This is a genomic window from Orbus sasakiae, assembly GCF_039542345.1.
Taxonomy (GTDB): Bacteria; Pseudomonadota; Gammaproteobacteria; order Enterobacterales; family Orbaceae; genus Orbus; species Orbus sasakiae.
Genome location: NZ_BAABHY010000001.1, coordinates 426,583 through 452,689 on the forward strand (window position 1 = coordinate 426,583; position 26,107 = coordinate 452,689).

Here is a 26,107-nt window from a genome sequence, read left to right on the forward strand (position 1 = left end):
TGACACCATTATGTTTTAGTTATGAATTGTCAGTGGATAGCTTGTAGTAAAAGTGATAAGTTAATTACATCTCATGATTAACGCACAACACTTTGATAGTTTTAATCATTTTTTTTGGAGAATTGTTTAGTATACTCGTTTTAAGTCAATTTATCATGTAAATTCATCATCATTACAGTGCTTTTAAATAACAATAAACCATGTTATTATATGCGGTTGTAAAATCAACTGAAAATAAAATTTAACACTCATTATGCATGTGCGCTGTCGTGTGGCGCACCACTGTAGTTAAGGAATTATCATGCCAATTATTACTCTTCCTGATGGAAGCGAACGTCAATTTGACAAACCCGTCACTGTACTCGAAGTTGCGCAAAGCATCGGTACAGGTCTTGCAAAAGCGTGTATTGCAGGCCGTGTTAATGGTGAACGACGAGATGCTTGTGATTTAATTACACAAGACTCTACACTTGCAATTATTACTGCTAAAGATGACGATGGGCTTGAAATTATTCGCCATTCTTGTGCTCATTTATTAGGTCATGCGATTAAACAACTTTGGCCAATGACTAAAATGGCAATTGGACCGACAATTGACAATGGTTTTTACTATGATGTTGATTTAGAGCATACACTAACAGAAGATGATCTGATTGCGCTTGAAAAACGTATGCTAGAACTTGCTAAAACAAATTATGAAGTGGTCAAAGAAGTGGTGAGTTGGCAGGAGGCTTATGAAGCATTCACAGAACGCCATGAACCTTATAAATTGGCTATCCTTGATGAGAATATTCCTAAGGATGCAACACCAGCTTTATATCATCACCAAGAATATGTGGATATGTGCCGTGGGCCACATGTCCCTAATATGCGTTTTTGTCATCATTTTAAACTACAGAAAATTGCTGGAGCTTATTGGCGTGGTGATAGTAAAAATAAAATGTTGCAACGTATTTATGGTACAGCTTGGGCTGATAAAAAACAATTAGATGCGTATTTACAGTTTTTAGAAGAAGCAGCAAAACGTGACCACCGCCGTATTGGTAAACAACTTGATTTATACCATATGCAAGAAGAAGCGCCGGGTATGGTGTTTTGGCATAATGATGGTTGGACTATTTTTAGAGAACTTGAAGCTTTCGTGCGAGTTAAACTAAAAGAGTACCAATATCAAGAAGTCAAAGGTCCATTTATGATGGATCGCGTCTTGTGGGAAAAAACAGGTCACTGGGCAAATTATCAAGATTTAATGTTTACTACATCATCAGAAAATCGTGAATATTGCATCAAGCCAATGAACTGTCCAGGTCATGTGCAAATATTTAATCAAGGTTTAAAATCATATCGTGATTTACCCTTAAGAATGGCTGAGTTTGGTAGCTGTCATCGTAACGAACCATCTGGTTCACTACATGGTTTAATGCGCGTACGTGGTTTTACCCAAGATGATGCTCATATTTTTTGTACAGAAAGCCAAATTCGCCAAGAAGTAAATAGCTGTATCAAAATGGTATATGATATGTACAGCACATTCGGTTTTAAAGATATCACTGTTAAATTATCGACACGTCCAGAAAAACGTATTGGACGTGAAGAAGCATGGGATATTGCTGAACGAGATTTAGCTGAATGTTTGACTGAAAATGGTATTGAGTTTGAATATTTACCTGGTGAGGGTGCATTTTATGGACCTAAAATCGAATTCACACTACATGACTGCTTAGGCCGAGCATGGCAATGTGGTACTGTTCAACTTGATTTTATGTTACCAGATCGCCTTGATGCAACGTATGTAGGTGAAGACAACGACAGACATATTCCTGTTATGATTCATCGTGCTATTTTAGGTTCAATGGAACGTTTCATCGGTATTTTAACCGAAAACTGCGCTGGATTTTTCCCAACATGGCTTGCACCAACTCAAGCAGTAGTCATTAATATTACAGATAATCAAGCGACTTATGTACAAGAATTAGCGGATAGATTGCAACAAGCGGGTATCCGTACTAAAGCGGATTTGCGTAATGAAAAAATTGGCTTTAAAATTCGGGAACATACTTTAAAACGTGTTCCTTATATGCTGGTTTGTGGTGATAAAGAAGTTGAAGCAGGAAAAGTTTCAGTTCGTACACGTCAAGGTAAAGATCTTGGTAGCTTTGAAGTCGAACATGTTGTAGAATTGTTGCAAAACGAAATTCGTACTCGTTCTTTGAATCAAATTGGTGAATAAAACACCGATTTGGTTTTGTTATTGTATTTGATTGGAGGATTTAAGTATTAAAGCCGGAAAACGTATTCAAACAACTCGTGCACATAAGATTAATGATGAGATCACCGCACAGGAAGTCCGATTAACAGGTATCGAAGGTGAACAACTTGGTGTTGTGAGCTTAAATGAAGCGATAAGGCAAGCTGAAGATGCGTCTTTAGATTTAGTTGAGATTAGTCCAAATGCAGAGCCGCCAGTTTGTCGTATCATGGATTACGGCAAATTCATCTATGAAAAGAGCAAAGCAACAAAAGAACAGAAAAAGAAACAAAAGGTTGTTCAGGTTAAGGAAATAAAATTCCGACCTGGTACAGATGAAGGTGACTATCAGGTAAAACTCCGCAGCCTGATTCGCTTTCTCGAAGATGGTGATAAAGCCAAAGTTACGCTGCGATTCCGTGGTCGTGAAATGGCTCACCAACAGTTAGGTATTGAAATGCTTGATCGCATTAAAGAAGACTTAGCTGATTTGGCTGTCGTTGAATCTTATCCAACTAAGATTGAAGGTCGTCAAATGATCATGGTGCTTGCACCTAAGAAGAAATCGTAGGTTTTAACAAGTTTATTCTTGTGTGAATAAGAATAACACCTATTATTTTATATTATTAACAATGCGGATGTGGAAGTATTATTATGCCAAAAATTAAAACTGTACGAGGCGCAGCAAAACGCTTCAAAAAAACAGCTTCTGGTGGTTTTAAACACAAGCAAGCTAACAAGAGTCATATCTTAACTAAAAAATCGACAAAACGTAAACGTCACCTACGTGGTTTGACCATGGTTTCAAAAGGTGATTTAGGTTTAGTCAAAGCGTGTATTCCACACGTTTAATTTAATTTAGGAGATTATTATGGCTCGTGTTAAACGTGGTGTTATCGCTCGTGCTCGTCACAAGAAAATTTTAAAGCAAGCAAAAGGTTATTATGGTGCACGTTCACGTGTATATCGTGTTGCATTCCAGGCTGTTATCAAAGCTGGTCAATACGCATACCGCGACCGTCGTCAACGTAAACGTCAATTCCGTCAATTATGGATCGTACGTATCAACGCGGCAGCGCGTCAATGTGGTTTATCTTACAGCCGTTTCATCAATGGTTTAAAGAAAGCTTCAATTGAAATCGATCGTAAGATTTTAGCTGATATTGCGGTATTTGATAAAAATGCCTTTGCAGCTCTTGTTGAAAAAGCAAAAGCAGCATTATAATTTTTAATTTGAGGTCGAAGTGATTCGACCTCAATTTTCATTTTTAAAACCATTAAGAGATTAATTATGTACACAGTTTTTTTTCGTTTCTTTTTTCGCTTTATTAAATGAATTCATTTTGAGGCAGAATGAAAACGAAAACGAATTGTCAAAGGCCTCATTTAGAGGCCTTTTTTTTATCAACCGTTTATAAGTAAAATTTTAAGTAAATAGGATGCTAGTAATCATAGCAACCAATACAAATATAAAGAGGATACTATGTCTCAGTTAATTGAGTTGGTAGACAAAGCCAAATTGGCGATAGCCGATGCGCAAGATATTAATGCAATAGAACAGATTCGCGTTGAATATTTAGGTAAAAAAGGTCATTTCACATTGCAAATGGCCTCGCTGCGTGATGTCCCAGCTGAAGAAAGACCTGCAGTAGGACAAAAAATTAATGATGCAAAACAAGATGTTGTATCTGCATTAAATGACAAAAAAGCGATGCTTGAACGAGCGGCTTTAAATGCTAAATTAGCCAACGAAACTATTGATGTAACCTTACCGGGTAAAAAAATGGCTGAGGGTGGTTTGCATCCGGTTACGCTGACCATTAATCGTCTTGTTGACTTCTTTGGCAAACTTGGTTTTGTCGTTGAAACTGGTCCAGAAATTGAAGATGATTATCATAATTTTGATGCACTGAATATACCTGCTCATCATCCGGCAAGAGCTGATCATGATACATTTTGGTTCGATGCAAATCGGTTATTACGTACACAAACTTCAACCGTTCAAATTCGTACGATGGAAAATCAAAAACCGCCTATTCGAATTATTGCACCAGGTAGAACCTACCGTAATGATTATGACCAAACCCATACACCAATGTTTCATCAGATGGAAGGGTTAATCATTGATAAAAATATCAGTTTTACACATTTAAAAGGGTTATTACATGATTTCCTTCATTGCTTTTTTGAAGATGATATGGAGATTCGTTTTAGACCCGGTTACTTCCCATTTACAGAACCTTCAGCAGAAGTTGATATAAAAGCTAAAAATGGTAAATGGCTTGAGGTATTAGGCTGCGGTATGGTACACCCTAATGTACTACGTAATGTTGGTATTGACCCTGAAGTTTATAGTGGTTTTGCTTTTGGGATGGGGATGGAACGTTTGACCATGTTACGTTATGGCGTAACTGATTTACGTTCATTCTTTGAAAATGATTTACGTTTTTTAAAACAATTTAACTAGTCTAAGGGATACCAAACATGAAATTTAGTGAAAGCTGGCTACGTGAGTGGGTTAACCCAGATATTAGCAGTGAACAATTATCTGATCAACTAACAATGGCAGGTCTTGAAGTTGATGATGTAGAAAAAGTTGCAGGGGATTTTACTGGTGTTGTCATTGGTAAAGTTGTTGAGTGTGAACAACATCCAAATGCAGACAAGCTCCGTATTACTAAAGTTGATATTGGACGTGAAACTTTATTAAATATTGTCTGTGGTGCACCAAATTGCCGTAAAGGTTTGACAGTTGCTTGTGCAACAATAGGTGCAGTTTTACCCGGTGATTTTCAAATTAAGGCAGCGAAACTGAGAGGTGAACCATCAGAAGGAATGCTATGTTCATATTCTGAACTAGGTATAGCTGATGATCAAAATGGCATCATTGAATTACCGAGTGATGCACCTTTAGGTGAAGATATCCGCAAATATTTAAAACTTGATGATTGCATCATTGAAGTAAGCGTGACACCAAACCGTGCTGACTGTTTTGGTATTATTGGTATTGCACGTGATATTTCAGCGGTTAACAATATTACCGTTGTTGAACCTAAGTTTAAAACTCCAGCGGTTGCAAGTAATGATAAAGTCAGTATTAAAGTGCTTGAACCCAAAGCCGCACCAAGATATTTAGGGCGTGTTGTTAAAGGTATTGATGTTAGTGCTCAAACACCTTTGTGGATGAAAGAAAAATTACGTCGAAGTGGCATTCGTTCTATTGATGCTGTTGTGGATATTACTAATTATGTATTAATCGAATTAGGTCATCCTATGCATGCATTTGATTTACAAAAAATCGAAGGTGGTATTACGGTTCGTTATGGTCATCCAAACGAAAAATTAGTATTACTTGATGGTACTGAAGTGACGATTAAAGACCATACCTTAGTGATTGCGGATGATAAAAAAGCATTAGCATTAGCCGGTATATTTGGTGGACAAGACTCAGGTGTTAATACTGAAACGAAAGATATATTATTAGAAGCAGCATTTTTTTCACCACTAGCTATAGCGGGTAAAGCAAGGGAATATGGTTTGCACACTGATGCTTCGCATCGTTATGAACGTGGGGTTGACCCAGCTTTACAACATAAAGCAATGCAACGTGCAACCGAATTACTATTAAGTATTTGTGGTGGTGCTGCTGGTCCAATTATTGATGTCACCGATCCAAATGAAATGCCAAAACAAGCAACCATTTCATTACGTCGAGAAAAAGTAGATAGCCTTATTGGTTATCATATTGATGCTAAAAGAATTATGGATATTCTTGTCCGTTTAGGTTGTGATGTTGTTTCACACGGGAATGTATGGCAAGTGAAAGCACCAAGTTGGCGTTTTGATATACAAATTGAAGAAGACCTTATAGAAGAGATCGCACGCATTTATGGCTACAATAATATTCCTAATCAAAATTTGAATATTGATTTAGTTATGCACGCCAATGCTGAAGGCTCTATTCCATTAACACGTTTTAAAAATCTACTTGTTGATCGTGGATATCAAGAAGCTGTCACATACAGTTTTGTTGATCCAAAAACACAATCATTACTTCATCCACAGCAAGATGCAATTATATTACCAAATCCAATCTCTACGGAAATGTCAGCGATGCGTTTATCGTTGTGGACCGGATTATTAGATGCTGTTGTCTATAATCAAAATCGTCAACAACAACGTATTCGCTTATTTGAAACAGGTTTACGCTTTGTTCCAGATCAAAATAGTGAATTAGGGATCAAACAACAGACTATGTTAGCTGGCGTGATTACCGGATCATTATATGATGAACATTGGGCTATTAAGAAACAGCCCGTTGATTTTTTCGATCTTAAAGGTGATGTTGAGGCCATTCTAGCTATATCAGGATTAATGGATGTGATTAAGTTCAAAAAATCAGACAATCCAGCTTTACATCCCGGGCAAAATGCGTCTTTATATATAAACGACGAATTAGTCGGTTATTTAGGCGTTCTACATCCTGAAATAGAAAAGAAACTTGGTTTAAACAGTAAAGCACTTGTTTTTGAACTCATTTTAGATAAAATTAGCGCCAAGAAAATTCCTGCCGCACAAGATGTTTCAAAATATCCAGCGAATCGACGCGATATTGCCATTGTCGTGGACAGTGAAGTATGCGCCGCAGATATTTTAAGTGTATGTAAAAGCGTTGGCGGCGAGCAATTGGTTGATGTTAATTTATTTGACATGTACCAAGGCGATAATATCAAAACTGGGCAAAAAAGTTTAGCTATCAGTTTGATATTACAAGATAAAACGCGTACACTAGAAGATGAAGATATAACTCATATTGTAAGTCAATGTATTTCTGCCTTACAAAATCGTTTCAAAGCATTATTAAGAGAATAATAACTATGACATTAACTAAAGCTGATATTGCAGAGCGTCTAACTGACAAACTTAATATAGATAGACAAGAATCAAAAGTTCTTGTAGAGCTTTTCTTTGAAGAAATCCGAGTCGCCCTAGAAAAAGGTGAAACCGTAAAATTATCTGGTTTTGGTAATTTTACGATTCGTGATAAAAGCTCTCGACCAGGAAGAAATCCTAAGACCGGTGAAAATGTGGCTATTACGGCTCGTCGTGTCGTTACATTCCGCCCTGGTATTAAATTTAGAGAACGTATTGAAAAGAACTTAAAATCTTAATTTTACTGTTCTTATTACTGAAAGCACTGATTGTATCGGTGCTTTCTTGTTTGTGGTTCGAAATCCTCCCACATAAAAAAACTAAGGAAAAAAATGAACAATATATCATCCCTCACTTTATTAGGTGATCAGTCAGTTAGCTACCAACACGATTATGCACCTGACATCTTAGAAGCATTTGATAATAAACATCTAGATAATGATTATTTTGTAAAGTTTAATTGTCCCGAATTTACTAGCTTATGTCCCATCACCGGTCAACCTGATTTTGCAACAATCTATATTTCGTATGTGCCAAATATTAAAATGGTTGAAAGCAAATCATTAAAGCTCTATTTATTTAGTTTCCGTAACCATGGGGATTTTCATGAAGATTGTATTAACATTATCATGAAAGATCTGATCAAACTCATGGATCCTAAGTACATTGAAGTATGGGGTAAATTCACACCACGAGGTGGTATTTCAATCGATCCTTATGCAAATTATGGTAAAGCAGGAACGAAATGGCAAGATGTTGCTTTTAATCGTTTAGCTAATCATGACCTTTATCCTGAAAAAATAGATAATCGTTAATCTTTAATTTTGATAAGTGGTGTTCAAATGTTACAACAACGTAAGGCTTTGGTGATCTTTTCTGGTGGTCAAGATTCAACAACATGTTTAATTCAAGCTATTGCACAATATGGTGTCAATCATGTTGAAGCGATTAGTTTTAATTATGGTCAACGTCATGCTATCGAGTTAGAAAGGGCAAAATACATTGCTGATGACTTAGGCATTTGCCAAACTGTGATCGACACATCTGTTATCAAACAAACAACACATAATGCCTTAATTGATGATACGATGGCGGTAACATCAGCTCAACAAGGTGACAAATACCCTAATACCTTTGTTGATGGACGTAATGCGTTATTTCTTTTACTCGCAGGATGTTATGCCAAACAAAAACAAATTTCAGACATTATCATTGGTGTTTGCGAAACCGATTTTAGTGGTTATCCTGACTGTCGTGATGTATTTGTAAAATCAATGAATGTCACCATGAATTTAGCTATGGATTATGCGTTTAATATTATTACGCCACTTATGTATTTAACGAAAGCGCAAACATGGGCACTTGCTGATGAATTCGGTTACCTTGATTATATAAAGCAACATACGCACACATGCTATAATGGTGTGATTAATGGGTGTGGTCAATGCACAAGCTGTATACTACGCGAGAAAGGATTAACCGAATACTTACAATTAAAAGCCAACAAATAATAGATGGGTTCCCTCACCCCAATTAATTTTAAAAAAGGACACAAAATGGATTTATTTACAACAGCCCAAAAACAAAAGGCATTATATCAATTAGCCTTTTTTCATATTTTAATTATTGCCTCAAGTAACTATCTGGTACAGATACCGTTTACTATTTTGGGTTTCCACACCACATGGGGTGCATTTACATTTCCTTTCATATTTTTAACAACAGATTTAACGATTCGTGTTTTTGGCGCGAGCCTTGCAAGAAAAATTATATTTGTCGTCATGATACCTGCACTCATTTTATCGTATGTGATATCAGTACTATTTTTTGATGGTCAATGGACTGGGTTAGCCTCACTAGCTGACTTCAATGTATTTGTATTTCGTATTGCATTAGCGAGTTTTGCTGCTTATTTTGTCGGTCAGATAATGGATATCACAGTATTTAATTATTTGCGAAAAAATCAAAAATGGTGGGTTGCACCATCAGCAGCTGCGATTGTTGGAAATATCATCGATACTTTTGTTTTTTTCAGTATCGCTTTTTATCGTAGCGAAGATGCTTTTATGTCCGAAAACTGGGTAGAAATCGCAACAATAGATTATGGATTTAAATTGTTGATATGTGGTTTATTTTTCTTACCATTATATGGTGTATTACTCAATGTATTATTAAAAACGTTGCTTAACAAAAAATAGTGCTTTGTGACAAAATAAAATGGCGCATTATGCGCCATTTTATTATCAAACTGATTTGTTGTGATTAACTCATACCGTATTGTTTTAACTTTTTACGTAATGTACCACGATTGATACCCAGCATGTTGGCTGCACGAGTTTGGTTACCACGAGTGTATTGCATGACCATATCAAGAAATGGTTGCTCGACTTCAGCTAAAACTAATTCATAAAGATCAGAAGGATCTTGACCATTTAACTGTGATAAATAATTTCTTAAAGCTTGTTTAACTGAATCACGTAAAGGTTTTTGAGTGATCTGTTCTTGAGAATTTACTGTTGTAAATTTTAATGCTTCAGCTGTAACACGAATTTCTGACATAGTATTTTTGACTCTTTTAATTAACTGTAGTTTTATGAAAAAATGCTTCTAGTGCATCAATTTGCTGTTTTGCATCATTGATTTCACTAAATAAGCGCCTAAATTGATCGCTATTAACATAGTGTTTGGTATACCAAAACACATGTTTTCTGGCAATCAGCAATCCTTTCTTTTCACCATAAAATCGATGGAGCGCTTCTATATGTGGCAAAACGATTTGCCTCAATTCATCATTGCTCTTTTCTGATTTTAATTTTCCATATTTCAAATAGAACGCTATCTCTTCAAAGATCCAAGGCCTGCCCTGAGCAGCTCGGCCGAGCATTATAGCATCAGCTTTCGTATATTGGAAAACTTCTTTTGCTTTTTCTGGGCTCGTGATGTCGCCATTTGCAATTACGGGAATAGTAATATATTGTTTTACTTGTTTTATAGAATCATATTCGGCGGAACCTCTAAATAAGCATTCTCGAGTCCTACCGTGAATCGTAACCGCTTTTATACCACATTTTTGGGCGATTTGCGCGATTTCTATACAATTTTTGTGAGCTTTGTCCCATCCTGTACGAATTTTCAATGTTACAGGTATATTAACTGCCTGTACGACATTAAGTAAAATTTGTTCAACTAATTCAGGATATTGCAATAATGATGAGCCGGCTAGCTTTTTATTTACTTTTTTGGCTGGGCAGCCCATATTAATATCAATCAACTCCGCGCCATGTAAAGCATTAAGCTCGGCTGTTTTTGCCATTTCATCAGGATCGCTACCAACAATTTGCACTGCTTTTATACCTAATTCTTCTTTTGAGGCCATTTTTTGCTGCGATTGTGTGGTGTGCCAAACTTGAGCGTTAGCTAGAAACATCTCAGAGAAGGCTAAACCAGCACCAAATTGATAACATAATGAACGAAACGGTAAGTCTGATATTCCGGCCATTGGTGCCGCAATAAGACGGTTTTTTATCGTTAAGTTACCAATATTAAATGATTCAGATAGCACGTAAATATCCCCTTTAAGGGCGCGTATATTACGCATTTTTTTGTCAACTGAAAAGAGGAAAATAAAAAATTATCATCAAACGCTATTCTTTATGATAGTTAATGTTATTATTTCGTGCTATTTTTATTACATTATTGTCATTAATATAAAGACATTTTACCCAGAATTTACTATATTAAAGTGCGTTTAACTATCTTTTAGTCTTTTTTAAATTACTATATTAAAGAACCAAACATATTTAATAATAACGATTGCTTTTGAGCATTTATTTATGATAAAAAATTTATTAAACAAAAAACACGATTACTTTATTGTCTCATTACTTTGTTCATTATTAATTATTTGTTCTAAGTCACATGCAGCACTCTCAGCCCAGACAGCAAATACGATTCGTGGTCACGAACCACGTCTCAGTACGACCCTTGAACAAGAAATCAGTCAAGGAACATCAATATTCAGTTTATTTCAATTTGAGTTTAACGGCATAATATATGACGATAGCAATATCGCAGCGTTAAAAATAGAACCAATGCTATATAGTCCTCAAAGTTTAAAAAATAGTATTGTTGCGGGATTAAAGACCACATTATCTGATGATGATGCAACTGACAGTGATGGTGACAAGGATTTTAGTTTATCCGCTATTGATAGTTTAGTTGTCAAAATTAAGAATAGCGCGAGTCAAGATATTACCAATACAACCTCTAATTTTTGTTACTTAAACAACACGTTTGCCCCTTATTCCATTGAAATATCCGGTGACATACGTTTGAGTACGCAATATGGTGATCCAAGTAATAAAGATTATACTCAAAATACACTAGAAACAAATTATAAACAGCCATCTAAAACTTTTCAGATTCTTGGTATACAAGGCGTTTGTTATGCTAGACCTAATATAAATATTGACAATAAAACGAGCGGGCCATGGGTAAGTAATACGGGATTTAAATTACAATCAGTCACAGATGCAAGTAAAAATTTTCCTACAACGGGTTTTAATGGTGCATATTTTTCATTAGTAACATTAGGTGTTAATGCTACTGAGTTAACGTTTGATTCAACACAAATTACACAAGGGAATATTACTGCTTCGATATCTATCGTTAATAATAATACGATTAATGTCGCTTTGACTGGGCCAAGCTCTGGCGAAACAAATGGACTGGGTCCGATTAAATATCTTCGACCGGGCATTATTACAATTCAAGACAAAGATAAAAAAATCAATTATTCATTTGATATCAAACAATGGTTTATTCCACATGCTGGCGCATTAAAATATGATGTGGCAGAAAGTTACTGTAATACATTGACGGGATCTAATGCTGATTATCGTTTGCCAACCCGCGCAGAATTATCTAACAGTGTGTATGCTAATGCGACTACTTATCCTCCTTACCCTGCAACAGATGGCACAAATAGTCTATTAGGTTCTTACACAAGGCAGATTGGTGAGGGAATGTTTGCTGAATGGGGGTATGCATCTTATCCAAATAGTGATTGGGAGCGGTCAGTTGGGATATGGACGTCTGAAGCATGGAGTAGTACACAGCAATATACCATAAGTACAGGTAGTGCCTATGTTAATAATGCAGTACGCACGACAACAAGAACCTTTGCATGTATTAATAATTAATTTCATCTCATAATTTAAACGTGGATAGTGTTATGCCATCAAGCAATTTTACCTTATAATTATTGATTAATTCTAATAAGGTAATTTAAGAGATGGTAATATAATGTCTAATCAGATTCCTGTGGTTACGGTTGATGGCCCTAGTGGTGTTGGTAAGGGGACTTTATGCGAATCATTAGCTAAACATTTACAATGGCACTTGCTCGATTCTGGTGCGATCTATCGCGTACTTGCGTTATCGGCAATAAATCAACATATCCCTTTAGATAATGAAACCGCGTTAGCAAAACATGCTTTAACGCTTCCCCTTGAATTTAAAACGACAGAAAATGGCGTAATTGTTCTATTAAATCGCATCGATGTATCAAGCAACATTCGTAGTCAAGAGATAGGTGAGGCTGCATCAAAAGTGGCCCCGTTAGCAAAAGTTCGAGAGGCATTATTAAAAAGACAGCGTGATTTTAGGACCGCTCCTGGATTGGTTGCTGATGGTCGAGATATGGGAACGGTAGTGTTCGAAGATGCCCCAGTTAAAATCTTTTTAGATGCAAGCGCACAGGCTCGAGCAGAAAGACGCATGAAACAGTTGCAACAAAAAGGAATTTGTGCTAAATTCGGCGAGATTTTGCAAGAGATTACCCAACGGGATGAACGAGATCGTAATAGAACGATTGCCCCACTTAGGCCTGCCGCTGATGCTTTCGTCATTGATTCAACTGATTTGAGTATTGAAGAAGTGTTTGATCAAGCCTTAGGTGTAATCAAAAGCAAAATCAATTTGTAAGCTTTATTATAGGATATGATGAAGTATTTTGAACAACCCCATTCGGCATGAAGCTAGATGGACGTTAATATTAACTTAAAGTATATAAAATATGACTGAATCTTTTGCTCAACTCTTTGAAGAGTCTTTAAATCAACTAGATACTCGTTCTGGTAATATGATCCGTGGTACTGTCGTCGCAATCGACAAAGACGTAGTGTTAGTTGATGCTGGTTTAAAATCTGAATCAGCAATTCCAGTAGAGCAGTTTAAAAATGCCCAAGGCGAATTAGAAGTTAAAGTTGGCGACGAAGTTGATGTTGTCCTTGATTCTATTGAAGATGGCTTTGGTGAAACAATATTATCTCGTGAAAAAGCTAAGCGTCATGAAGCATGGCTTACACTAGAAAAAGCTGTTGAAGATGCAGCGACCGTATTAGGTGTTATCAATGGTAAAGTTAAAGGTGGCTTTACGGTTGATCTTAACGGTGTTCGAGCATTCCTTCCGGGTTCACTTGTTGATGTCCGTCCATTACGTGACACGTCACACATTGAAAACCGTGAAATCGAACTTAAAGTTATTAAATTAGACCAAAAACGTAATAACGTTGTTGTTTCTCGTCGTGCCGTTATCGAATCTGAAAATAGTGCAGAACGTGAACAATTACTTGAAACATTACAAGAAGGTTCAGAAGTTAAAGGTGTTATCAAAAACCTTACCGATTACGGTGCCTTTGTTGACCTTGGTGGTGTTGATGGTTTACTTCACATTACTGATATGGCTTGGAAACGTGTTAAACATCCAAGTGAAGTGGTTGAAGTTGGACAAGAAATTCTTGTTAAAGTATTAAAATTTGATCGTGACCGTTCACGTGTTTCTTTAGGTTTAAAACAATTAGGCGAAGATCCTTGGGTCTCAATTGCTAAACGTTACCCAGAAGGGACTAAAGTAACTGGTAAAGTGACTAACTTAACTGACTACGGTTGCTTTGTTGAAATTGAAACAGGTGTTGAAGGTTTAGTTCACGTTTCTGAAATGGATTGGACAAACAAAAATATTCACCCATCTAAAGTTGTTAGTCTTGGTGATGTTGTTGAAGTTGTTGTCCTTGAAATTGATGAAGAACGTCGTCGTATTTCATTAGGCCTAAAACAATGTAAAGCAAACCCATGGTTACAATTTGCTGAATCACACAATAAAGGTGATAAAGTTAGCGGTAAGATCAAATCAATCACTGACTTTGGTATTTTCATCGGTTTAGATGGTGGTATCGACGGTTTAGTACATCTTTCTGATATCTCTTGGAATGTTCCAGGTGAAGAAGCGGTTAAAGCTTATAAGAAAGGTGATGATATTGAAGCTGTTGTATTACAAGTCGATGCTGAACGTGAGCGTATCTCTTTAGGTGTTAAACAACTTGAAGAAGATCCATTTAATAGTTTTGCTGGTAACTACAAAAAAGGCATGATTATTAAAGGTAAAGTTACTGCTGTTGACGCTAAAGGTGCAACAATCGAAATCGCTGAAGGCGTTGACGGTTACTTAAAAGCACAAGATATCGCTCGTGAGCGTGTCGAAGATGCAACAACAGTTGTTAAAGTCGGTGACGAAGTTGAAGCTAAAATCGTAAATCTTGATCGTAAAACTCGTTCAATTGCTTTATCAGTCAGAGCAAAAGACGAAGCTGACGAGAAAGAAGCTTTAGCTGCAGTAAACAATACCCCTGCACAAGATGAATCTTCATTCTCTAATGCAATGGCAGAAGCATTTAAAGCAGCATCTAAATCAGAATAATTTCTGTTTTTAGTCAGTAGTAAACTACTTACTTGTATTAAAAAGAGGGCTTGCCCTCTTTTACTTTTAATATAAAAGGGGTAGAATTAATTCTATAATAATAAATAGTTAGCATAGCTAAATGATAATATAAAAAGAAAAAAAGGAGCGCTCATGAACAGATCAGATTTAACTGAAAAGATTGCCAACTGGCGGACACATCTTCCGGTTCAGTTAGTTGATGAAGCAGTTAGGGATATTATTGAACAAATCACAGGCGCAATGGAATCCAATGATCGCGTCGAAATTCGAGGATTTGGTAGTTTCGCATTAAATTATCGTGCACCGCGTAAAGCAAGAAATCCAAGAACTGGTGGTCAAGTTGAAGTCAAACAAAAGTATATTCCTCACTTCAAACCAGGTAAAGAATTAAGAGAACGAGTGAACGGTAATAAATAATCACTTTTTCATACTGAATTTTTTATAATAAGCACTTAATTTTAAGTGCTTATTTTTTTGTTTAAAATCATGAACGCTGTAACTCATATCATTTTGATGTCGTTTATCAACCATGATTATAATATGGTTATAGGATCATGTTATAAGATAATACGTAATATTTATAATCAAATATTGTCAAAAAGATTAAATAGTGTTAAAACATTTTGATATATACGATAAATTTAATATTAGAGTTACATATTCAATGAACTTAAAACAGCTCAAATACTTTCAAATACTTGCTAAAAATCAACATTATACTTATACGTCAGAATACTTTTCTATTAGCCAACCCAGCTTAAGTCATGCCATTGCAGAACTTGAAAAGGAAGTCGGTATTAAATTATTTCAAAAAAAAGGTCGTAATGTTGAGCTGACTAAAGAAGGTGAGCAATATCTAATTTATGTTAACCAAGCACTACAATCACTCAATGAAGGTGAACAGTTTGTTAAAGAATTAACAAGTATATCCCATGGTCATATTAGGCTCGCTTTTGTTTATTCATTGAGTTTAAATTATGTTCCTAAAATTATTCAATCCTTTACTGCTTTACCTCAATATGAAAACATCTCTTTCTCATTTTACGAAGATTTAAGTCGTAATATCGTACATGAATTAAAAAATAAACATTATGACATTGGACTTTGCTCATATGTGAATGATGATCCTGAGATTGAATTTACTCGCCTTGCAAAACAAGAAATCGTTTTTATCATATCGAATGATAATCCATTGTCAAAACGCAAAAAACTTGATTTAAAAGATATTGCAGACGAACCCGTGATTCTTTATACGCAACGTAGCGGTATGCGTGGTTATTTAGATAATATGATTGCTGAATCTGGTGTGGTACTTAATAACGTGGTTAGCCGAGTTGAAAGTGAAAATGCAATGATTGGCCTTGCTTCAATTAATTATGGTATTGGAATGATGGTGAGAGTTCCTGTCCCTGCTGAGTCAAATGTTTCATTAATTCCAATGAATAAGAATCGTCAGAAACGTGATATTTATATTGCAACAGTAAAAAATAGACCTTTAATGCCAGTTGCACAAAAATTTTATCGATTCTTGACAAAATATTGTGGTGATGGTTTTTTTAATATATAAATTCGTGCTATTATCTATTCATAATATTGATGAATAATGGTTGTTTTATAGAAAATATCTTTATTTTGATTGTTCATCTGATTATTCGAACGTATATTATGCTGCATATTCATAAAAAGGAGATTTTATATGAGTCAGTTTAAACCCTATAGTATTTATGGCATCATTGGTTATCCGCTAGGGCAGACACTTAGCCCACTAATTCACACGACCTCATTTAAAGATCAAAATATTCCTGCTGTGTTAGTTGCTTGGCCAACACCACCAGATCAAGTTGAAAATTTTGTTAAATCAGTAAGATTACTCAATATTCGTGGCTGTTGTGTAACCATTCCCCATAAACAAACCGTTATCCCCTTTTTAGATGAAGTGACTGATCGTGTTAAAAAAGTGGGTGCTGCCAATCTTATTTATTGGGATGGCGATAAACTCTGTGGTGATAATACTGACGTCAAAGGTTTTATGGAACCATTAGAAAAAGACCCTTTGCCTAAAGAGTATAAACAGGTCTTATTACTTGGTGCAGGCGGAGCAGCAAGAGCAGCGGTAGTAGGATTACAAGCATTAGGTTATACCGATATCACCGTCACTGATATCGTCGATAATTTACCTGCCACTCTCGCAAAAGAGTTTAATCTTAAAACAGTTAGTTGGGACAAACGAGGTGAAGTGGATGCACAGTTAGTTGTCAATTCAACGCCATTAGGGATGTTAGGCAAATATGAAAGCGAAACACCTTATAATATTGAATGGTTTAAAGGTAAAGGTGTGGCTTATGATATCGTTTATACACCTTATTTTACGCGATTCCGGTTAGATGCAGAAAAAGCAGGCTGGAAATCGATTTCAGGTCGTGAAATGTTTATTGGCCAAGCTAATGCGCAATATAAAATCTGGACGGGTAATGATTTATCCGATAAAGCAAAACAAGCTGTTGTTGATGCACTTGCTGGCTAATTAACTTACTTTAATGATAGTGTTGAACCATTGCACACTGTGTAATGGTTTTTTATCATCAGTTGCTAATATGAGTATTATAAATTATGCTGTTTATCAAATTTAAAACAAGCTGGAGATTATTATGACCAATATCGAACTACAAGCATATCGTCGTTTTTTCATGTTAAAAGTATCAGAGGCTAGTGAATATATTGGTAATAGCTCTGCAGAAGTATGGCATGAATGGGAGCAGGGTAAAGCGGAAATTCCAGCACAAGTCATTGATGAGATGCGTAATCTTAAAACTCGCCGACAAAATAAAATCGCAGCCATTATTGCCGATATTAATAACCGAATTGGTAGCAATAATATACGCTATTTTCTTACATTTGAAGACTTTAAAAAGGTCAATCCATCGCTTTCGGTATTAGATTGGCGTTTACATCAGTCAATAGCTACAGAACTGTATTTTCGTGGTTTAGAAAAACTTTGCTAGTGGATATTGTGTAAAACACGTTATACCAAGAATGATGTTTGTTACAAATAACCAATGATTATCTTAATCGTTAGGCTACATCGTTTAGTTCTATTGGCATGTGCTAATTTTAAATAAATGTAAACTATAGTTTACATTGAGTTTCTCTTACTTAGCTGAAAAATAACAATATTTTTTATATGGGAAATTAGTGTAAATATTTATTGCAATTCTAGCTATTATGAATAATATGATAGTACTATTTTTATTAATTTTCTGAGAATCAACCATGAATAAAACAATTTATTTAGTTGGCGCGAGAGCTGCTGGTAAAACAACAATGGGTCGACTACTTGCTGAAAAATTAAATTACTCGTTTATTGACACAGATGTTTATTTACTTGAATCAACCAATAAAACCGTCGCTGAAATTGTTGAAAAAGAGGGGTGGGATGGTTTTAGGATACGAGAAAGTCAAGTACTTAAAGATGTAACAACGCCATGTCGTGTTATTGCTACTGGTGGCGGTATGGTTCTTGCTGATCATAATCGTCAATTCATGCAGCAGATGGGAATTGTATTTTTTCTCTCTGCACCGGCAAACGTGTTAGCATCACGATTAATGAAGGATCCTAATATTGCACAACGTCCGTCATTGACAGGATTGTCGATTGTTGATGAAATGGAAAAAGTATTGTCTGATCGTCATCATCTTTATATGGACTCAGCAAGTCATGTCATAAATGTTGATTGTGAAGAAATGAAGATTTTAAGTCAAATGCTAGATTCACTTAATATTGATTAAGGTATTCTTTTAAATTCTATAAGAGCGAAGCTGTCGTTAGTTTCGCTCCCTTATTGTTCATTTCAACTTTACTTCGTGAAATTACTAATCTTACGATATTTTTATCTTACTTTGCCGATTTTGTAATGAGTGAATCATTTTCTCATCACCAATTAAACAACTGGCGGAATGAGGTTCGTTTTATAACAAAACGGATCCATTATATTTCTATTGTAATTCAGTAAATTTATAGACTAAATTTATAAAAAAATGTGATCTTGATTAGTTTTTCTATTAAAAAGTTATTTTTAGATTAAAAAATAAACAAAAAACAAAGATAAATATTGCCTTTTTTCTTTGCTAAATGGCGTATACACGCTAATATTATCCTAATGATTTTTTAAAATTTTAAACTTAAATTTATGGTGGGGTATTTTAGAATGGCTAATAACAATAGTTCTTATGCTATTGCTGGTTCTATTTATGCTAATTATATTATTGAAAGCATCGCTTTAATTGTAATTATGCAATTTTCAATTGAAATTTCAGCACAACTTAACACAGATATTGTCGGCGTCGGATATGTCGCCTCAGGTATTGGATTTGGTAAGATATTTTTGATGTTTATTGGTGGTATTTTATCTGATAGATTTGGTCGAAAACCCTTTATCTATCTTGGTATGTTAAGTTATGTCATTTTCTTTATTGGTATACTGTTTTGTAACAATATCCATGTTGCTTTTGTACTAGCTATTTTCATTGGTGTTGGTAATTCATTTTTAGACACCGGTTCAATGCCTGCACTGACTGAGTGTTTCCCATGTTCAGCGGGTACTGCAAGTGTATTAATTAAATCATTTATTTCAATGGGAACGCTGATATTACCGTTTATCGTTACATTGTTTCATTATTATGATATTTGGTATGGTTACGCGTTTATTGGTTTTACATTATGTTTAGTGATTAATGCATTATTTTTAGCGCCAAAAAAATTCCCATCTATAACGACCGTGATCTGTGGTAATGAGGGGAATAGTAATTATTTTATTGGCAAACCTAATATTTGGTTTGAAGGGATTTTGTTAATTGTTATGGGATTCACAACAACAGCAACCTTTGTCATCATTCTACAATGGTTACCTGTTATTGCTGAAAAAGGCATTGGTATGAACGCCATCGAATCTAGACAATTGATCAGCTATTATAGTACGGCTTCCATTATTTCTGTTTTCATAACGGCTTATGTGGTTAAAAAGGTATTAAAACCTATTTACTGCATTATTATTTTACCATTGTTGTCTGCGGCAATATTAATTATGTTCCTATTTAATTTAACACCAACAATGAGTCTTATTGCCGCAATCGGCATGGGGCTGACCGCGGCCGGTGGTGTTTTACAACTCACATTAGTTGTTATGCAGCAGCTATTTCCTGATAAAAAAGGCTTTGCTGTAGGGACGATGTATACATTGAGTGGTATGTCATTTATTGTGATACCATTGATTGTGCCAAAATTAGCAATCACTAATGTTAGCTATGCTATTTTAGTCGATTTAGCGGTCGCGTTATCAAGCGCGGTGCTTGGTTTGATAGTCTTTAGTCGTTTTAGAAAAGTGATTGATATGAGTAAAATCTAAGCCTTATTTATTTTATTCGATAGCTTAAGTGATTGTAAGTATCACTAAGCTATCGAATTTTAGCCAAAATGTCATATGTAAATTAAAACTAAGGTGTCTATCTTCTTCGCCTTAATCAATGATCCCCGCTAACGCTATTTTCTTATCCGTTTATCAAGTGTTGTTTTTCGTTAAATTTTTATCATAACCTATAATTATAGTGTAAAAAATGATTTTTTGTTGCTTGTGAGCAAGTATTGATGCATGACCTTAAACCTCAATAGCATTGACCTGGTATTTTAAGAAAATATCAACAGTTAATAAAAAAATGGTTTACTAAGATAGCAAGAAGGGCACAAATGCGTGCCCTTAGCTTAAATGAAGTGTATCTGTTATGCGGCGTGTTTCTTTTTAGGCATTTCAAAAATTTTGTGATAGCGAGCAATGATTACCAATGCCAAAACTGCACCGATGACAGCAATAAAGGCATCAAAAAGAATAATATTGGCAATACTGGTTTTTGAAATAATGCCTGTAAAGACGGGAATAGAAAATGTTGCTAAACTCGATGACGTAAAGAAAATTCCTAATACACGACCTTTGCCTTCTGGATAGAACTCTGCCATGGTTGTTAAGGCAAGTTGTAATACCCCGCCAGCCGCAGTAAAACCAAGAATGAAGCCACCCACCATACATAACATCGGTGATGGGAAAAGGTAAAGTATAAATAGCATGATTGCAGACAACATCGGGTAGACAAATACGACATATACTGGACGTATTAAACTTTTAACTAAAATTGATGTCAAGATAACACTAGCAAGTGTACCAATAGCATAATAGCTAATGGTTTGAGCCGCTGCAGATTCATTCATGTGTGCAACCGCCGATGAAAATTTAGGTAACCAGATAGAGACTAAATAGAAAGTGGCTGTTGAAGTATAACCAATCACGATAAAGCATATGCCTTCAATCCAAAAGTTTGCTTTCTCTTTAAGTTTTGGCAATGGCGTTGAATCTTCATCTAATGCAGCTTGTGTAACCTCTTCGGACGCTGGTTTTTTATGATTAGGAAAAGGCATCTTAAGTACCGCTAATGCGTTCACCGCTAAAATTGCAATACAGAAGAAGAAAGACCAACCATAATATGCTTGCGTGGCAATAATGACAGTCATGACGATCGGTAAAACAAATTGACCACCAGCGATTGCAGCTTTAGTTAAAATGGATGCTGTTCCTGTTGCTTTAGGAAATGACTCCATTAATGCGGGATAAGTTCCTGCATCCAGCGTTGAATTGGCAATACCGCCTAAAATAGCAAAAATAAAGGCAACTTGTAAGTTTGGACTAATTAATATACCCAATAAGAAGCCAATATAGAATAATCCCCCCAAAAATACGAAAGGTTTACGTCCATATTTATCTGATAATGTCCCCATAACAAATAATACTAATAAACGACCAATCCCCAGCCCAGAAATAACAAATGCCACGCCTGCAGTATCTGTATTTAATTGTGAAGTTAGGTAATTCATGTTTTGAGCAAGAATGATTGCTCCCATACCATGAACAAAATAGTTCATATACAGGCAAATTGAGGTCCAAATATATTTGTTTTTCATTAAATGTCCTTCTAGAGATAAGATAAATTTATAAAATATTCTTTGTTATTTTTTAAAATTAATCGTAATTTTCTATTTATAGTTTGTTTTTGGTGGAAAAATCACGAAATTTTTTAATTTGATGATTAATAATAATTAATTATTTTTCATTAAAAAAATTTCTGCGATGTAAAATAATTAATGCTATGTATAACAGATATTATTCGACAAATAAATAGCTTGAAATAGACTTTTTTCAAATTGTGATATTACTATCATTATTAATTCATATTGTTATTTTTTCTTTATTATAATGATTTATTTTAAATTTATTTATCTATTTTGATTGATTTTAAAAAATATTCAACCTAAATTATAAAAAAAATAAATTAAAAATGCATTATTTATAGATAAATTTGTTTTTATGATTTAAATTATAACCAATGCTTTTAGAAATTTAACCGTTTTATATTATTTAGGAGGAAAGCTATGTCAGAACGTCCAATTGGTCTTGCAGCCTTAACTGTATTAGATGTATCTCCAGCGAATCAAGTTATTGTGGCGGCGGAAGCTGGTTATACCCATGTTGGCTTAAGGCTGATACCAGCAACCCCAACAGAACCTGTTTATGCGACAGTAGGCGATACACCTTTAATTCGTGAAGTCGAAAGACGATTGAAAGAAACCGGTATTAAAGTGCTTGATATCGAAATTTTCCGCCTGAAGCCAGATACCCGTGTCATTAATTTTTTACCGGTACTTGAAACGGGAGCCAGACTCGGTGCAAGCCAAGTATTATTAGCGGGTAATGATCCCGATAAAAACCGTTTAGCTGACAATTTCGCTCGTTTATGTGAAATAGCAGCGCCACTCGGTATTGCAATTAATATTGAACCAATGCCATGGACTGATATACCTACCGTCAATTCTGGCGTAGAATTATTAACGTCTGCTAATCAAAATAACCAAGGTATGATTATTGATCCGCTACATTTTGACCGTGGGGCCAATACATTAGATGATCTCAAGAAAGTACCCAAAGAGTGTTGGCGCTATATGCAGTTGTGTGATGGTACACGTGAAAAACCAAAAGATACAGAAGGTTTATTGTATCAAGCACGTAATTATCGTTTATCACCAGGTACAGGCGGTATTGATCTTGTTTCATTATTGAAAGCATTACCTGAAATGCCCATTTCAATTGAATGTTGTAATGATGAGCTTGCTTTACATAAATCTCCGATTGAACGTGCAAAAATGTATTTACAAGATACAAAAGCATTGCTTAAAAAAGTTGCAGAATCTGAATAATTAACTAAAGGTAAGAAATCTATGAGAGAAAATATTGATGGTCATTTTTTATTGATCGGTTTAATGGCTTACCCGATTAGACATAGTCTATCACCTAAAATGCAGAACATTTTGTATTCAAAATTAGATGTTCCATACGTCTATCTCGCATTTGAAGTCACACAAGATAAACTTGAAGATGCCGTAAAAGGAATGCGTGCTTTAGGGCTTCGTGGTAGTGCCGTATCGATGCCAAATAAACAATTGGTTTGTCAATTTTTAGATAAATTGACTCCAGCAGTCGAAATGATCGGTGCCTGTAATACGATATCTAATGATGATGGTGTTCTAACTGGTTATAACACAGATGGTATGGGTTACATGCGTTCATTAAAAGAAGCCGGTGTCGATGTGATTGGCAAGAAAATGACCCTCATTGGCGCAGGTGGCGCAGCAAGTGCAATTGCTGTTCAAGCAGCATTAGATGGTGTAAAAGAACTCGCTATTTTCAACCAGAAAGATGATTGTTACGACAAAATTGTTGAAATTGCTAAACGTATTAATGAAAAAACCAAATGTAAAGCAACGGTTTATGATTTAGCAGATCAAGATCAATTACGTAAAGCATTATCAGGTAGTACTGTCTTATGTAATGCAACAGGAGTCGGCATGAAGCCACTTGAAGGACAAAGCCTAATTACCGATCCGAGTATGTTAAGAAAAGAGCTTGTCGTCAGCGATTGTATCTACAGCCCGAGAAAAACAAAATTACTAGAAATTGCTGAGAGCCAAGGCTGTAAAACCCTAAATGGTATCGGTATGATGTTATGGCAAGGGCATGCTCAAATTAAAATTTGGACAGGACAAGATGCCCCTATTGATTATGTGAAAGAAAAAATGGGCTTTAATGATTAGTGTTTAATGAAAGTGGAGCAGGTGGTTTAAAAAATAAAACCATTATCAACTTTATATGCGACAGTCAGTTTGGTTGTTGCATATAAAATGTATTAAAGACATTTCAAACAGAATTTAAATATTGGTGAGCAAATGACTAAAATTACCGTCAAAGGATTAGAAATTGGTACAGGGGCACCTAAAATTATTGTGCCACTTGTTGGGAAAACAGAACAAGATCTGACTGATGAAGTCGAGTTTTTAAGAGAGATTGATTTCGATGTTTTAGAGTGGCGAGTCGATCATTTTAATCAAGTTGACAATATTGACGCTGTAAAAAAAGCGGCAGCTAAAATTAATGCTGTGATCGGCCATAAACCGATTTTATTTACATTTCGTACGGCAAATGAAGGTGGTGTTTATCCTGCCTCAACCGAATTTTATGTGAATCTAAATAAACAGATGATTACATCTGGATTAATTGATTTTGTCGATGTCGAAGTATTTATTGGTGATAGTTATGTTAAAGAAGTTATCGCATTAGCGCATCAAAATAACGTATTGGTTATTGCGTCAAATCATGATTTTGATAAAACCCCAACTCAAGAGGATATTGTCTCTCGTTTACGTAAAATGCAAGATTTAGGTGCTGATATTCCTAAAATTGCCGTCATGCCACGTTCGACTACCGATGTGTTAACGTTATTAGCGGCAACAGCAGAAATGAAAGAGAAATATGCAACCAAGCCACTTATTACCATGTCGATGGCCGGTAAAGGTGCGATTAGCCGAGTTGCAGGTGAAACATTTGGTTCAGATTTAACATTTGGGGCAGCAAAAAACGTTTCTGCACCAGGACAACTCGATGTTAAAGAGTTACGAAACATATTAAACGTGCTACATCGCAGCTTAGCGTAATAGTTACGAAAGATTATCACTATTTAATTAGGAGCTTTTTTATGAATAATAATTGGTTAGGTCTAGAAGGTGACGTTTGCGTTATTACTGGTGCGGTAGGCGGTATGGGAGCTGAGATCTGTAAGGAGTTTGCTAAACAGAAAGCTAACTTGGTTTTAATCGATCTCGACGCGGAAAAATGTCAAGATTATGCTAATCAGTTATCCCAAGAATATGGTATTAAAGCAATTGGATTAGCGTGTAATACAACAAATGAACAAAGTGTGGATGCCGCTGTCGAAACAGTAAAAAAAGAATTTGGTCGCTGTGACGTATTAGTGAATACGGCTGCAATACTACGTTTTTGTCCACTAGAAGACTTACCTCTGGATGAATGGAATCTAACGATTAATGTTAATATGACGGGCTATTTTTTGATGTCACAACGTTTTGGTCGCTTAATGATTGAACAAAAAGCAGGGCGTATTGTTCACATTTCAACAGTTGCGTCACACACACCTGAAACCTACAGTGGTGCATATAGCTCAACCAAAGCTGCCGTTTCCATGTTATCAAAACAAATCGCAGCTGAATGGGGGCAATTTGGGGTGCGTAGTAATGCAATTTGTCCTTGTTTTGTTAAAACACCGTTGTCGAAAAAATTCTACGAAGACAAAGAAGTTGAAGAAGGTCGTACACGTATGATTGCAAGTCGTCGTATTGGTGAAACGATTGATATTGCAAATGCTGTGCTATATTTGGCAAGTAAACGTTCTGATTATTCTAATGGCACAGAGCTCGTGGTTGATGGTGGTTATGAAGTCATGTTAGGTGATTTAGCCCCAAGACCGGGTGGTCGTCGTCAATTTGCTATTAATCAAAGAGCTTCAGCTAAAAAATAATGATACTAATTATGTAATATCAACTCAATTATCTCAAATAAGATTATAGGATATCAGGGCATCGCCCTGATCCTTCAAAGTTAATTTTACCTCTCATTGTCTCGTATTGTTCATCATGATATAGATTGATTTGTATTTTTTATCGATTAAAAACATATTATCACTATATTTTATGTATTTTT

26 protein-coding genes, 1 riboswitch and 1 other annotated feature are annotated in these 26,107 nt (G+C 35.4%); of the genes, 23 read left to right on the forward strand and 3 right to left on the reverse strand.

The genetic code is table 11. The features are described from left to right. The first annotated feature begins 301 nt into the window (after positions 1–301). From thrS to ABEA36_RS01860, 10 genes are all read left to right on the forward strand, one after another. Positions 302–2,230 (forward strand): threonine--tRNA ligase, encoded by a 1,929-nt coding sequence (gene thrS, locus ABEA36_RS01815; protein WP_345488119.1) that lies wholly within the window; start codon positions 302–304, stop codon positions 2,228–2,230. Between the two features lie 46 nt (positions 2,231–2,276). Continuing rightward, complete coding sequence (infC, locus tag ABEA36_RS01820) at positions 2,277–2,819, forward strand: translation initiation factor IF-3 (protein ID WP_345490818.1); 543 nt, start codon at positions 2,277–2,279, stop codon at positions 2,817–2,819. 83 nt (positions 2,820–2,902) lie between these two features. Beyond that, complete coding sequence (gene rpmI, locus ABEA36_RS01825; RefSeq protein WP_039104146.1) at positions 2,903–3,100, forward strand: 50S ribosomal protein L35; 198 nt, start codon at positions 2,903–2,905, stop codon at positions 3,098–3,100. A gap of 19 nt (positions 3,101–3,119) precedes the next feature. Beyond that, positions 3,120–3,473 carry a 50S ribosomal protein L20 gene (gene rplT / locus ABEA36_RS01830; protein WP_024496189.1) on the forward strand — a complete coding sequence of 118 codons (354 nt, stop codon included), beginning with the start codon at positions 3,120–3,122 and terminating at the stop codon, positions 3,471–3,473. 62 nt (positions 3,474–3,535) lie between these two features. Then, positions 3,536–3,651: a sequence feature (Phe leader region), on the forward strand. A gap of 80 nt (positions 3,652–3,731) precedes the next feature. Continuing rightward, entirely contained in the window at positions 3,732–4,715 is a 984-nt protein-coding gene (pheS, locus tag ABEA36_RS01835; protein WP_345488214.1) for a phenylalanine--tRNA ligase subunit alpha, read from the forward strand. Positions 4,716–4,732: 17 nt separating this feature from the next. Next, positions 4,733–7,120 (forward strand): phenylalanine--tRNA ligase subunit beta, encoded by a 2,388-nt coding sequence (gene pheT, locus ABEA36_RS01840; protein WP_345488216.1) that lies wholly within the window; start codon positions 4,733–4,735, stop codon positions 7,118–7,120. A 5-nt stretch (positions 7,121–7,125) separates the two neighbouring features. Next, positions 7,126–7,419, forward strand: coding sequence for an integration host factor subunit alpha (locus ABEA36_RS01845; protein ID WP_345488218.1), 294 nt, complete (start codon positions 7,126–7,128; stop codon positions 7,417–7,419). 46 nt (positions 7,420–7,465) lie between these two features. Then, a riboswitch (PreQ1 riboswitch) is annotated at positions 7,466–7,510 on the forward strand. 2 nt (positions 7,511–7,512) lie between these two features. Continuing rightward, positions 7,513–7,995 (forward strand): preQ(1) synthase, encoded by a 483-nt coding sequence (queF, locus tag ABEA36_RS01850; RefSeq protein ID WP_345488220.1) that lies wholly within the window; start codon positions 7,513–7,515, stop codon positions 7,993–7,995. Between the two features lie 27 nt (positions 7,996–8,022). Then, positions 8,023–8,691, forward strand: a complete 669-nt coding sequence (gene queC, locus ABEA36_RS01855) for a 7-cyano-7-deazaguanine synthase QueC (protein WP_345488222.1) — start codon at positions 8,023–8,025, stop codon at positions 8,689–8,691. Between the two features lie 45 nt (positions 8,692–8,736). After that, positions 8,737–9,378, forward strand: coding sequence for a 7-cyano-7-deazaguanine/7-aminomethyl-7-deazaguanine transporter (locus ABEA36_RS01860; protein ID WP_345488224.1), 642 nt, complete (start codon positions 8,737–8,739; stop codon positions 9,376–9,378). Positions 9,379–9,442: 64 nt separating this feature from the next. On the opposite strand, the gene fis is transcribed toward ABEA36_RS01860, so the two are convergent. Together fis and dusB are read right to left on the reverse strand one after the other, a co-directional pair. After that, positions 9,443–9,739 (reverse strand): DNA-binding transcriptional regulator Fis, encoded by a 297-nt coding sequence (gene fis, locus ABEA36_RS01865; RefSeq protein WP_345488226.1) that lies wholly within the window; start codon positions 9,737–9,739, stop codon positions 9,443–9,445. A 16-nt stretch (positions 9,740–9,755) separates the two neighbouring features. Then, positions 9,756–10,778, reverse strand: a complete 1,023-nt coding sequence (dusB, locus tag ABEA36_RS01870; RefSeq protein WP_345488229.1) for a tRNA dihydrouridine synthase DusB — start codon at positions 10,776–10,778, stop codon at positions 9,756–9,758. Between the two features lie 235 nt (positions 10,779–11,013). On the opposite strand from dusB, the gene ABEA36_RS01875 reads away from it, so the two are divergent. From ABEA36_RS01875 to ABEA36_RS01915, 9 genes are all read left to right on the forward strand, one after another. Continuing rightward, entirely contained in the window at positions 11,014–12,381 is a 1,368-nt protein-coding gene (locus tag ABEA36_RS01875; RefSeq protein ID WP_345488231.1) for a hypothetical protein, read from the forward strand. A 103-nt stretch (positions 12,382–12,484) separates the two neighbouring features. After that, positions 12,485–13,165 (forward strand): (d)CMP kinase, encoded by a 681-nt coding sequence (gene cmk, locus ABEA36_RS01880; protein ID WP_345488233.1) that lies wholly within the window; start codon positions 12,485–12,487, stop codon positions 13,163–13,165. Between the two features lie 91 nt (positions 13,166–13,256). Beyond that, positions 13,257–14,939 carry a 30S ribosomal protein S1 gene (gene rpsA / locus ABEA36_RS01885; protein WP_345488235.1) on the forward strand — a complete coding sequence of 561 codons (1,683 nt, stop codon included), beginning with the start codon at positions 13,257–13,259 and terminating at the stop codon, positions 14,937–14,939. A 153-nt stretch (positions 14,940–15,092) separates the two neighbouring features. Beyond that, on the forward strand, positions 15,093–15,377 hold the full coding sequence (locus tag ABEA36_RS01890) for an integration host factor subunit beta (RefSeq protein WP_345488237.1): 285 nt from the start codon (positions 15,093–15,095) through the stop codon (positions 15,375–15,377). A gap of 247 nt (positions 15,378–15,624) precedes the next feature. Beyond that, positions 15,625–16,527, forward strand: coding sequence for a LysR family transcriptional regulator (locus ABEA36_RS01895; protein WP_345488239.1), 903 nt, complete (start codon positions 15,625–15,627; stop codon positions 16,525–16,527). Positions 16,528–16,656: 129 nt separating this feature from the next. Next, on the forward strand, positions 16,657–17,484 hold the full coding sequence (locus tag ABEA36_RS01900; protein ID WP_345488241.1) for a shikimate dehydrogenase family protein: 828 nt from the start codon (positions 16,657–16,659) through the stop codon (positions 17,482–17,484). A 124-nt stretch (positions 17,485–17,608) separates the two neighbouring features. Then, complete coding sequence (locus tag ABEA36_RS01905) at positions 17,609–17,962, forward strand: Aca2/YdiL-like domain-containing protein (protein ID WP_345488243.1); 354 nt, start codon at positions 17,609–17,611, stop codon at positions 17,960–17,962. Between the two features lie 268 nt (positions 17,963–18,230). Beyond that, a complete protein-coding gene (aroL, locus tag ABEA36_RS01910) occupies positions 18,231–18,746 on the forward strand; it encodes a shikimate kinase AroL (RefSeq protein ID WP_345488245.1) in 516 nt (171 codons plus the stop codon). Positions 18,747–19,165: 419 nt separating this feature from the next. Continuing rightward, positions 19,166–20,362: an MFS transporter gene (locus ABEA36_RS01915; protein WP_345488247.1), complete on the forward strand. Its 1,197-nt coding sequence runs from the start codon at positions 19,166–19,168 to the stop codon at positions 20,360–20,362. 371 nt (positions 20,363–20,733) lie between these two features. On the opposite strand, the gene ABEA36_RS01920 is transcribed toward ABEA36_RS01915, so the two are convergent. After that, complete coding sequence (locus tag ABEA36_RS01920; protein WP_345488249.1) at positions 20,734–21,963, reverse strand: MFS transporter; 1,230 nt, start codon at positions 21,961–21,963, stop codon at positions 20,734–20,736. 468 nt (positions 21,964–22,431) lie between these two features. Here ABEA36_RS01920 and ABEA36_RS01925 point away from each other — a divergent pair, with 468 nt between their 5' ends. The 4 genes from ABEA36_RS01925 to ABEA36_RS01940 all read left to right on the forward strand — a co-directional run bounded on the left by ABEA36_RS01925 (position 22,432) and on the right by ABEA36_RS01940 (position 25,925). Continuing rightward, a complete protein-coding gene (locus tag ABEA36_RS01925; RefSeq protein ID WP_345488251.1) occupies positions 22,432–23,253 on the forward strand; it encodes a sugar phosphate isomerase/epimerase family protein in 822 nt (273 codons plus the stop codon). A gap of 21 nt (positions 23,254–23,274) precedes the next feature. Next, a complete protein-coding gene (locus ABEA36_RS01930; RefSeq protein WP_345488253.1) occupies positions 23,275–24,147 on the forward strand; it encodes a shikimate dehydrogenase in 873 nt (290 codons plus the stop codon). A 132-nt stretch (positions 24,148–24,279) separates the two neighbouring features. After that, positions 24,280–25,044: a type I 3-dehydroquinate dehydratase gene (gene aroD, locus ABEA36_RS01935; RefSeq protein WP_345488255.1), complete on the forward strand. Its 765-nt coding sequence runs from the start codon at positions 24,280–24,282 to the stop codon at positions 25,042–25,044. A gap of 41 nt (positions 25,045–25,085) precedes the next feature. Then, a complete protein-coding gene (locus tag ABEA36_RS01940; protein ID WP_345488257.1) occupies positions 25,086–25,925 on the forward strand; it encodes an SDR family NAD(P)-dependent oxidoreductase in 840 nt (279 codons plus the stop codon). Positions 25,926–26,107 lie beyond the last annotated feature (182 nt).